Consider the following 10,202-nt stretch of genomic DNA (forward strand, 5'->3'; position numbering starts at 1 on the left):
GGAGGGGGCGGAAGCACTGCACTCCATTGGAGAGGGTGCTATTTACCTCCCCCTCCGACGCCTTCGGCGCCACCTCCCCCTGGCGGGGGAGGATTTTGAATGTCGATTCGTCCTAGTCGAAGCTGGGTGAGGGGTTTCACCCTATCGATGGTCCCGGAACCCCTCACCAAGCTACGCTAGGCAGCAAGCTGCCAAGCTCCGCTACCTCTCCCACCGGGAGAGGAAAGAAGGAGTCGACCCTGAGCTAGCGGGAGGTGCGCGTAACTAACGCCGCGGTGAAGGCGCGCCGCGATAGCCGCCTTGCCGCTCGATCATCCAGCCCGGATATTCCGCCGGCAGTGCGCTCACCGCGTCGAGCCGCGCCAGCTCGTCGGCGGTGAAGGCGACGTCGACTGCGCCGAGATTGTCCGCGAGCTGGTCGGGCCGCTTGGCGCCCAGGATCACGCTCGACACCGCGGGCTGGTGGAGCAGCCAGGCGAGCGCGAGCTGCGCGACCGAATGGCCCTTCGCCGCAGCGAGCTCGCGCAGCACGTCGATCACGGCATAGCCGCGTTCCTTGTCGACCGGAGGGAAATCGAAATTGGCGCGCCGGCCCTCGCCTTCGCCCTCGCGGCCATATTTGCCCGACAGGAAGCCGCCGGCGAGCGGGCTCCACACCATCAGCCCGACGCCCTCGGACCGGAGCATCGGGATCATCTCGCGCTCGAGATCGCGCCCGGCGAGCGTGTAATAGGCCTGGAGCGAGGCGATCGGCGCGTAGCGCTCGGCCGCGGCGATGCCGACCGCCTTCATGACCTGCCACGCCGCCCAGTTGGACAGGCCGATATAGCGGACCATTCCGCGGCGGACGAGGCTGTCGAGCGCGTAGAGCGTCTCCTCGATCGGCGTGGCGGCGTCGAAGCCGTGGATCTGGTAGAGGTCGATATGGTCGGTCTGGAGCCGTTCGAGGCTGGCTGCGACCTGGTCGTGGATGTGCCCGCGCGACGCGCCGGCGCCGTTGGGCCCCGGATGCATCCGCCCCAGCACCTTGGTGGCGATCGTCACTTCCTCGCGCTTGATGCCCAGCGACTTGAGCGACTGGCCGAGGATCAGCTCGGAACGGCCCTCGGCATAGACGTTGGCGGTGTCGAGGAAGTTGATCCCGGCATCGAGCGCGGCCTTGACCAGCGCGTCGGCTTCGCCCTGCTCGAGCTGGCCGATCGCCCCCCACATGCTCCCACCGCTGCCGCCGAAGGTCATCGTGCCGAGGCAGAGTTCGGAGACGATCAGGCCGGTGCGGCCGAGCTGGTTGTAGCGCATGGGAAATCTCCGGGGATGCGGTTGCGCCCCGCAGATGTGGTCGCCCCGGCGCATCGGCAATGGTGCGACGCGTTTTTGCCTACGGAAACCTCCGGGTTTCCCCCGCTTCCCCGACTGGGCTAGCGAGAAGGCATGGGAATGACGGGACCGTTGATTGCCGGGATCGAGCTCGGCGGCACCAAATGCATCGCGCTGCTGGGCACCGGCCCGGCGGACGTGCGCGCGCAGCTGACGATCCCGACGACCGATCCGGGCACGACCCTCGCCGCGATCGAGGCGGCGCTCGACGGCTGGGAGTTCGATGCGATCGGCGTGGCCAGCTTCGGCCCGCTCCAGCTTGACACCGGCGCACCGGATTATGGCGCGATCACCGCCACCACCAAGCCGGGCTGGACCGGCACCGATCTCGTCCGGCGGCTCGAACGCCGCTACGCCAAGCCGATCGGCTTCCAGACCGACGTCAATGGCGCGGCGCTGGCCGAGGGGCGCTGGGGCGCGGCGCAGGGGCTGGCGACGCACGCCTATATCACCATCGGCACCGGGGTCGGGGTCGGGCTGATCGCCGGCGGCCGGCCGGTGCAGGGCGTCGCGCATGGCGAGGCCGGGCACATGCGCGTCCCCCGCGCGCCGGGCGACGATTATGCCGGCTGGTGCCGCTTCCACGGCGATTGCGTCGAGGGGCTGATCTCCGGCCCCGCGCTCGCCGAGCGCTTCGGTTGCCCGGGCAAGGATCTGCCCCACGACGGCCCGCAATGGGACCTGTTCGTCCACGATCTCGGCGGGCTGCTCCACAACCTCGTGGTCACCGCGGCGCCCGAGCGGATCGCGATCGGCGGCGGCGTGATCACCGCGCGCGCGCATCTCTTCCCGCGCCTGCGCGCCCGGCTGGCGGAGAGCCTGGGCGGCTATGGCTCGCTGGCTTCCTATGCCGGGGAGCTCGAGGAGAGGCTGGGCCCGCCGGGGCTGGGGGCGATGGCGGGGCCGCTGGGGGCGCTGGCGGTGGGGCTGGACTGAAGGCTGATGGTTTCGAATGCGCTGCGCGACCGTTATTGGTGGCTAGCGGCCCTTCTTAGCCCCTCCCCTTCAGGGGAGGGGTTGGGGTGGGGCAGTGCGGCAGGCGAAAGGTCTCGGTGAGACGGACAGGCCCCACCCCCAACCCCTCCCCTGAAGGGGAGGGGCTTGATATCCGCAAATGGGTCGATAGCCGCACCCTCCTCAAATCACCTCCATGTCGATCTTGTAGTGATGCCACGCGAAGATCGCCGCGGCGCCGCGGTGCGGGCTCCAGGGGGCGGACCATTGCCGCAGCAGCTTCTCGGACGGGCGCTCGGCATGGCCGAGGATGCGGCCGATCTCGATCTGCACCGCCAGGTCGCCCGCGGGCCAGATGTCGGGGCGGCCCTCCGCGAAGAGCAGGTAGATCTCCGCGGACCAGCGGCCGATGCCCTTGATATGCGTGAGCGCGGCGATCGCCTCCTCGTCGTCTTGCGGCAGGTTGGCGAGGTCGAGCCGGCCGCTCGTCACTTCGTCGGCGAGGCTGCGGGCATAATTCGCTTTCTGCCGCGAGAGGCCGGCGGCGCGCAGTTCCTCGTCCGACGCCTTCGCGACATTGTCCGGATCGGTCAGGTCGCCGAGGCCCGCGGCGAGCTTGTTCCAGATCGATTGCGCCGCGGCGACGCTGACCTGCTGGCCGACGATCGTGCGCAGCAAGGTCTCATAGCCGCGATCGCGGATGCGCGGCGCCGGATAGCCCGCACGCTCGAGCGCGGCGGCGAAGGCGGGCTCGACGAGGGCGAGTGCGTCGATCGATTCTTTGATCTGGCTTTCGCTCAGGCCCATGGCCGGTATCCTTGAAACGAGGGGATTTCGGCGGCATGGGAATGGCCGGCCAAGGAGAATTGCATGCCCAAGCTTATCGTCGTGACCAGGGATGGGGAAGAACGCGAAGTCATGGGCGATGCGGGCCTCAGCGTGATGGAAGTGATCCGCGACAACGGCTTCGACGAACTGCTTGCGATCTGCGGCGGCTGCTGCAGTTGCGCGACCTGCCATGTCCATGTCGATCCGGAATTTGCGGCCAAACTTCCGCCGATGAGCGAGGACGAGAACGACCTGCTCGACAGCTCGTCGGACCGCGACGAACGCTCGCGCCTGTCGTGCCAGATCCCGTTCACCGACGCGCTGGACGGGTTGAAGGTGACGATCGCGGCGGAGGACTAACTTCTATCCTCCCCCGCCAGGGGGAGGTGTCGCCGAAGGCGACGGAGGGGGAGGTGGGCGACCCGCTGGCCGTCGTGCTTCCTCCCCCTCCGTCATGCTGCGCATGCCACCTCCCCCTGGCGGGGGAGGATAAGGCGCCTCACCCCCTCACAGCGATGGCGTAGAGCGCGACCGCGGCGGCGTTCGATACGTTCAAACTCTCCACCTTGGGCGAGATCGGCAGCTTCGCCAGCTCGTCGCAATGCGCCTCGGTATTCTGGCGCATGCCTTCGCCCTCGGCGCCGAGCACCAGGGCGATGCGGCCCTCGCCCATCACTTGGGCGAGCGTGCCCTTGGCATGGCCGGTGAGGCCGATCCGCCAGAAGCCGGCCTCGGCGATCTCCTCGAGCGCGCGGGCGAGATTGACCACGCGGACCCAGGGCACCGTTTCGAGCGTGCCCGAGGCGGCGCGGGCGAGCGCGCCCGATTCGGGCGGCGCGTGGCGGTCCTGGGTGACGATGCCGAGCGCATCGAACGCCGCCGCCGAGCGCAGCACCGCGCCGACATTGTGCGGATCGGTGACCTGGTCGAGCACCACCAAAGGCCGCTGGTCGCCCTCGCCCTGCTGGAGCAGGTCGCCCAGCCAGATTTCCTCGAGCGGATCGACTTCGGCGACGAGCCCCTGGTGCGGCGCGTCCCCCGGCACGAGCCGGCCGAGATCGGCGGCGTCGGCATAGGTGATCGGGATCACCGGCGGAATGTCGAGCGCCGCCAGCGCCTCGCGCGTGCCCCAGAGCTTCCGGACGTTGCGCTCGGGATTGGCGAGCGCCGCCAGCACCGCGTGCCGCCCGTAGAAGCGCGGCCGCGATGCCGGTGCCTGGCTCGGGCGATGACCTCTGCGCGCCATCAGTCGAGATCGTTCGGATCGGGCCAGGCGAACGGATCGGTCACGCTGGGCTCGGTGGGGAAGGGCAGGCGCGGCAAGGGCTTGTCGGCATTGGCCGCGTTGAGGAGGAAGCTCGCGAGGATCGCCGCGCCCTGGCGCATGTCGGCAGCCTTGATGTGATCGAAGGTGTCGATGTTGGTATGGTGCAGGCGGCTGCCATAGTCGAGCGGATCCTGGATGAACTGGAACGCCGGGATGCCCACCGCCGAGAAGAAGACATGGTCGGTGCCCCCGGTCTTGCGGATCGCGACGGTGCTGGCGCCCAGCGAATTGAACGGGGCGAACCAGTCGCGGAAGGTCGGCACCACCGCGCCGTTATTCTCGGCATAGATGCCGCGCAGCTTGCCCGAGCCATTGTCGATGTTGAAATAGGCGGCGAGCTTGTCATAGCCCGGCTGACGCACGATCGGCCAGCGATTGGCCCAGCCATAGAAGCGCGCGAGGCCCGTCGCCGGTCCGCCCGGCTTGCGCGCACGCGTCGCGACATGCCGCTCGACATAGTCCATCGAGCCGAGCAGCCCCTGCTCCTCGCCCGCCCAGAGCGCGAAGCGAATCGTGCGCTTGGGCTTGACCCCCATCGCCTGGAGGATGCGCGCGGCCTCCATCACCATCGCCACGCCCGCGCCATTGTCGACCGCGCCGTCGCCCGCGGCCCAGCTGTCGAGATGCGCGCCGGCCATGACATAGACGCCCGAGGGATCGCTGCCCGGGATGTCGGCGATGACGTTGTACGCCTTGGTGTCGGTGTCGACGAAATGGACGACATTCTCGAGCTCGACCACCGGCGCCGGGCCCTGCTTGGCGAGGCGCGCGAGCCGGCGATAATCCTCCGCGGCGATCTCGACGCCGGGGACCTGCTGGGTCTCGCCGCTGCCGAACAGATAGCCGGCGCCATGGACGAGCTTGCCGTCGCGATACGACATGGTCGCATAGGCGGCCGCGCCCTCGGCCTTGAGGAAGGCATCGAGCTTGGCGGCATATTCGAGCCGTTTCATCCGGCGGTCGCTCGCCTCGGGGTCGTATTTGGGCTGCTCGTAGACGTCGAGCTTCGACAGGTCGTCGCCGCCCAGCCGCTTGAAGGCGGGATCGGTCGGCTCGGAGCCGTCGTCGGGCAGAGTGACCATCACGATCTTGCCGGCGAGCTTGCCGCGATAGCGCTCGAAATGGCGCTCCTCCTTCATCGGCGCGACGATCACCGGCGCGCTGATCCTGCCCGGCGTGGCCGGGGTCCAGGCGATCGGGATCGCAGTGAGCGTGATCGGGCGCGGGCTGACCATGCGCGCGCTCGACCGCTCGATCCACCAGCCGCGGCCGAAATCGAAGCCTTCCTTGTGGACGTTCTTCAGGCCCCAGTCGCGGAACCTGGACGCGGTCCAGTCCTCGGCGGCGCGCATGCCGGGCGAGTTGGTGAGCCGCGGACCGATATGGTCGGTGAGATGCTGGACGGTGAGCATCACTTCGGAGCGGTTGAAGCCTTCGTCGAGGATGCGGTTCACTTCCGCGCGATCGACCGACTGGGCGGCGAGCGGGGAGGCGGCGAGGACAAGGGCGGCGAGTGCGGCGGCTGTGCGCATGGGACTCCTGATTGACTGGAGGGTTGCGCGCGACGCTATGCGGCACGGAGTTCGCGCGCAAGGCGTTGACAGGCCGGGGTCGCTTCGGCATTGGACCGCCCTCGCTTCACAGCGGCACCAAGGACAGGTGGCCGAGTGGTTAAAGGCAGCAGACTGTAAATCTGCCCGGGTTTCCCGTACGCTGGTTCGAATCCAGCCCTGTCCACCAGCCGCTGCAGAAGGCGTTTCTTCTCAGCAGGATGATGATTTTCCACGGTTCTTCCGCCCAATGTGGTACGGAAGGCTGGTACGGAATGGGTGTTGCACGCTTGAGCTTGAAGAGATCGACGACCGGGCTCTGGAAGGCCCGCAAAGAAATCCCCGAAGCGATCCGCGAATCCTACGGCAAGCGCGAAGAGAAGACGAGCTGGCCCGCTCACCTCACGCAAGAACAGGCGCTGGCGGGTTATCTTGCTTGGCGAGCGAAGATCGAAACCGACATCGACCTCCACAAGCAGCGGCTGGCGGGAACGGTACGGCTTACTCGGCAACAGGCCAAAGCCTTGGCGGGTGAGTGGTATCGGGAGCAGGTGAGCGCGGACTGGGAAGATGCGCTGAAGCCGCTGGACGGCTGGGGAGAACCCGACTGGCAGGCGACCCGCGAGAACCTGTTTGCTGAGGAATACGACACAGAGACGGGTGAGGTGCGCCACCTTGCTGGGCCGGAGTTGATTGGGGCGCGCGACGAGTTGTTGGCGTCCCGTGAGATGTGCGTGACCGATGACAGCGCGGCGATGTTGCTCAACGAGCTGGGAGAGTTGTACCTCGCTTTGTTTGATCGCCTTCAGCGTCGCGCTACCGGCGATCACGGCGTTGACCCCGTGCTGATTGCGCTGCCAGCACCGGACGTGACCATTCCGACGCCAGCTCAAGCGACCCCTAGCCGCGCACCGAAGGTCCCAAAGGCCGCCGTCTCGATCACCGACTTATTTGAGCGCTACGGCAAGTCGGGGTCGGCCAATCTCCGCACCGTCAGCAAGTGGCGTCCGCAGGTTTGTAACTTCGTCGAGCACCTCGGGCACGACGATGCAACGCGGGTCACGCGCGGTGACCTAAACCGATGGGTGGAGGCGTTGGTCGCCAGAGGCTTGGCCAAGAAGACGATCACCGACAGCTATGTGCCTGCCGTCAGGGTCGCCTTGGGGATCGCCTTCGAGGACGAGCTTATCCCCGCCAACCCGGCCACCGGCCTGAAGGTGCGTGCGCCCAAGGCTATCGAGACGCGGGACAAGGATCACAGCAACGAAGCGGCTGAGACGATCCTCAGGGCGACCCTAGCGCCTTCCCACGGCGCAGTTTCGGAGCGTCACAAGCTGGCTCGACGTTGGGTGCCGTGGATTTGCGCCTACACGGGCGCGCGAGTGGGCGAGATCACGCAGATGCGGGCGATGGACATCCGCGATGAGGACGGCGTGTGGGTCTTTCGCATTACGCCAGAGGCAGGCAGCACGAAGGACAGTAAGGCGCGTTCGGTCCCGATCCATTCGCATCTGATCGAACAGGGCGTTCTCGGGCTCGCGAAGGCAGGCGATCCGACGCCCCTATTCCATGATGTGCCGGAGGGGGGTGGTTCGAAGGTCAACCCATTGCCGAAGCAGCGAGCGTCGAAGCTGGCAGAATGGGTGAGGGGCCTTGGCGTGACCACGCCGCAGCCGAACCACGGTTGGCGGCATCGGTTCAAAACCGTGGCGCGTTCTGTCGGTATTCCGGCCGAGGAGCGGGACGCGATCCAAGGTCACGTCCCTCGTAACGAGGGCGAGAAGTACGGCAAGCAGCCGCTCGCTACGCTGCGCGCCGCGGTGGAGAAGCTGCCCCGCTACAATGTTGGACTGGGCACCACCCATGCGTCTGAAGCCTCTCCTGCCGCCTAAAAGCTTCTCCGCTTGCCGAGCGGTACTGTCGGGACCTATCAGGCGCTAAGGGGATATTATCAGCATGAATCATCAAGCGCTGTCGGCTTTCATCTGGTCCGTGGCCGACCTGCTGCGCGGCGACTACAAGCCGGCGGACTACGGTTCGGTGATCCTGCCCTTCACGGTTTTGCGGCGTCTCGACTGCGTCTTAGAGCCGACCAAGGCGAACGTGCTGGCCGAGCTGGAGCTGCGGTCGAAGGCCGGGTTGAACCCCGAGCCGTTCCTACGCCGCAAGGCCGGTACGAGCTTCTTCAATACCTCGCCGCTGGACCTACAGAAGCTCTTGGGTGACCCCGACAACATTGCGGCGAACCTCACCTCCTACCTGCAGGGGTTCTCGACCGAGGTGCGGGACATCTTCGAGAAGTTCGAGTTCCACAACCAGATCGACAAGCTGGCCCGCGCGAAGCTGCTGTTCCTCGCAACCGAGAAGTTCGCCGGGATCGAACTGCATCCGGACAAGGTACCGAACAGCCAGATGGGTCTGGTGTTCGAGGAGCTTATCCGGAAGTTCGCCGAAGCCTCAAACGAGACCGCAGGCGACCACTTCACCCCACGCGAAGTGATCTCGCTGATGGTCAACCTGCTGTTCGTCGAGGATGACGACGTACTGGCGAAGCCGGGTGTCGTTCGAACCATCTACGATCCCACGGCGGGCACCGGCGGTATGCTGTCGGTAGCCGAAGAGCATCTGGCTGAGCTCAATCCCGGCGCCCGGCTCACTATCTCCGGGCAAGAGCTGAACCCCGAGTCCTACGCCATCTGCAAGGCGGACATGCTCATCAAGGGACAAGACGTCTCGAACATTGCTTTTGGCAACACGCTGTCGGCCGATGGCCATCCCGGCCAAACCTTCGACTACATGCTCGCTAATCCGCCCTTCGGAGTCGAGTGGAAGAAGGTCGAGAAGGAAGTTCGACGCGAACATGAGCAGCAGGGCTTCAACGGCCGGTTCGGCCCTGGCCTTCCCCGCGTGTCGGATGGCTCGCTGCTGTTTTTGATGCATATGCTCTCAAAGATGCGATTGGCCACAGAAGGCGGCTGCCGCTTTGGTATCGTCCTCAATGCGGATGAACCCCGACATTGTGGCGCGTTTTGAAGCCAACCGTCTGCGGGTGGTGCGCCAAGTGCGCTACAGCTTGGCGAATGAGAATTGCATCGATCTGGTGTTGTTCTTGAACGGTACGTCAACGAGGTGATCAAGGGTAAGCTGCTGGAGTCGGGGGAACTCGCGACGCAGGCGATGAATAACAGCAAGGCGCAGTTCGCCGCCTCTCCGACGCTGGACAATGAGCTGCTGAACGCGATCATCGACGCGCTCGACGCGCATCAGAAGATGAGCCAGCAGGCGCTCGGGTCGGACAAGGTCCGCGCGGGGCTAAAGGACATTCTGCTTGGCCCCGGGCAACTCTACGAGGCTCTGCGGAACCGCGACGACGGGCCTGACGGGGATACCGCCCAAGCCGCGTAGCGCTTTCGCTTCCATCTACAAATCCAGGACAAGAATGATTTCTGACGTTGATCTCTTCGAGATCCAACAGGGCCTCGAAGACGAGTCCCGCGCCCTCGGGCAGGGTCGAACCACTGCCCGTTGAACTTGCCTCCGTGAAAGAGGTTGTTCCGGACGCGGCAGACATATTGCAGCAGCAGTGCAGTTTCGGTCTTGGCATCGGGTTTGCTGTCGTCCCACCGCAGTTGGCGGGCCCTCACGATTTGTTTCTTTGGCGGCGTGTTTAGCAAGTAGTCGCGCGCCTCCCACAGGTCATTGTGCTCAGGAAGGAGCGCTTGGACGGCCTGATCAATCGTGTCGCCGAACTCTTTCCAATCTGCCTCCGCCGCCCCGTCGGCCCTCTTCAGGTGACCGACGGTCTTGAGAGCGTATTCGGTTCGAGAGAACTGCCTGAAGAAGCGATGGGCAAGTTCGTCCAGCACCTGATGGTTCGTGAAGGGGCCTAGCGGTTGATCATCGAGCATACAGTTGAGATTGCCCAGCCGGGCCACGCCCGTCCAGAGGCATCGTTCCATTGAGGTATACCCAAACCGGACACCAGCATGGAACGTCAAAAGTGTCCCAATAGGATTGACCTTCGATTTTCGGACGCCTACTGCGAGAAGGTCTAGGAGGCGTTGACAAATTGGCGGGTCCACAGGCGGATTGAGACGATGTGGATGAAGCCTAGGTAGCTGTCGGCGGTTTTGTCGTAGCGGGTTGCCAGCCTCCGGGCGTTTTTG

At 65.8% G+C, this 10,202-nt stretch carries 10 protein-coding genes, 1 tRNA gene and 1 pseudogene; 7 read left to right on the forward strand and 5 right to left on the reverse strand.

Going from position 1 to position 10,202, the window contains the following annotated elements; genetic code table 11:
- Nucleotides 1–264: 264 nt before the first annotated feature.
- Nucleotides 265–1,299 (reverse strand): aldo/keto reductase, encoded by a 1,035-nt coding sequence (locus tag MT490_RS06365; RefSeq protein ID WP_297385306.1) that lies wholly within the window; start codon nt 1,297–1,299, stop codon nt 265–267.
- Between the two features lie 138 nt (nt 1,300–1,437).
- On the opposite strand from MT490_RS06365, the gene MT490_RS06370 reads away from it, so the two are divergent.
- Nucleotides 1,438–2,313, forward strand: coding sequence for an ROK family protein (locus MT490_RS06370; RefSeq protein ID WP_297385308.1), 876 nt, complete (start codon nt 1,438–1,440; stop codon nt 2,311–2,313).
- A 201-nt stretch (nt 2,314–2,514) separates the two neighbouring features.
- Here the strand turns inward: MT490_RS06370 and MT490_RS06375 are convergent, their stop codons facing one another.
- Nucleotides 2,515–3,138, reverse strand: a complete 624-nt coding sequence (locus MT490_RS06375) for a DNA-3-methyladenine glycosylase 2 family protein (protein ID WP_297385310.1) — start codon at nt 3,136–3,138, stop codon at nt 2,515–2,517.
- Between the two features lie 63 nt (nt 3,139–3,201).
- Between MT490_RS06375 and MT490_RS06380 the strand changes: the two genes are divergently transcribed.
- A complete protein-coding gene (locus MT490_RS06380) occupies nt 3,202–3,519 on the forward strand; it encodes a 2Fe-2S iron-sulfur cluster-binding protein (RefSeq protein WP_297385312.1) in 318 nt (105 codons plus the stop codon).
- A 139-nt stretch (nt 3,520–3,658) separates the two neighbouring features.
- On the opposite strand, the gene rlmB is transcribed toward MT490_RS06380, so the two are convergent.
- Entirely contained in the window at nt 3,659–4,405 is a 747-nt protein-coding gene (rlmB, locus tag MT490_RS06385) for a 23S rRNA (guanosine(2251)-2'-O)-methyltransferase RlmB (protein ID WP_297385314.1), read from the reverse strand.
- Nucleotides 4,405–6,018 carry a M20/M25/M40 family metallo-hydrolase gene (locus MT490_RS06390; RefSeq protein WP_297385315.1) on the reverse strand — a complete coding sequence of 538 codons (1,614 nt, stop codon included), beginning with the start codon at nt 6,016–6,018 and terminating at the stop codon, nt 4,405–4,407. Before MT490_RS06390 ends, rlmB begins: the two co-directional genes overlap by 1 nt.
- Nucleotides 6,019–6,139: 121 nt before the next feature.
- On the opposite strand from MT490_RS06390, the gene MT490_RS06395 reads away from it, so the two are divergent.
- The 5 genes from MT490_RS06395 to MT490_RS06415 all read left to right on the forward strand — a co-directional run bounded on the left by MT490_RS06395 (nt 6,140) and on the right by MT490_RS06415 (nt 9,926).
- Nucleotides 6,140–6,226, forward strand: a tRNA-Tyr gene (locus tag MT490_RS06395).
- A gap of 31 nt (nt 6,227–6,257) precedes the next feature.
- Entirely contained in the window at nt 6,258–7,928 is a 1,671-nt protein-coding gene (locus MT490_RS06400) for a hypothetical protein (RefSeq protein ID WP_297385316.1), read from the forward strand.
- A 64-nt stretch (nt 7,929–7,992) separates the two neighbouring features.
- The gene (locus MT490_RS06405) at nt 7,993–9,069 is read left to right on the forward strand and encodes a class I SAM-dependent DNA methyltransferase (protein ID WP_297385317.1); all 1,077 of its coding nucleotides are present in this window, start codon (nt 7,993–7,995) and stop codon (nt 9,067–9,069) included.
- A 96-nt stretch (nt 9,070–9,165) separates the two neighbouring features.
- Nucleotides 9,166–9,441 (forward strand): hypothetical protein, encoded by a 276-nt coding sequence (locus MT490_RS06410; protein ID WP_297385319.1) that lies wholly within the window; start codon nt 9,166–9,168, stop codon nt 9,439–9,441.
- 314 nt (nt 9,442–9,755) lie between these two features.
- A complete protein-coding gene (locus MT490_RS06415) occupies nt 9,756–9,926 on the forward strand; it encodes a hypothetical protein (protein WP_297385321.1) in 171 nt (56 codons plus the stop codon).
- A 161-nt stretch (nt 9,927–10,087) separates the two neighbouring features.
- Here MT490_RS06415 and MT490_RS06420 read toward each other — a convergent pair.
- A pseudogene (locus MT490_RS06420) lies at nt 10,088–10,202 on the reverse strand (IS5/IS1182 family transposase); the annotation flags it as partial.

The sequence above is a fragment of the Sphingomonas sp. genome (genome assembly GCF_026460985.1).
Taxonomy (GTDB): domain Bacteria; phylum Pseudomonadota; class Alphaproteobacteria; order Sphingomonadales; family Sphingomonadaceae; genus Sphingomonas.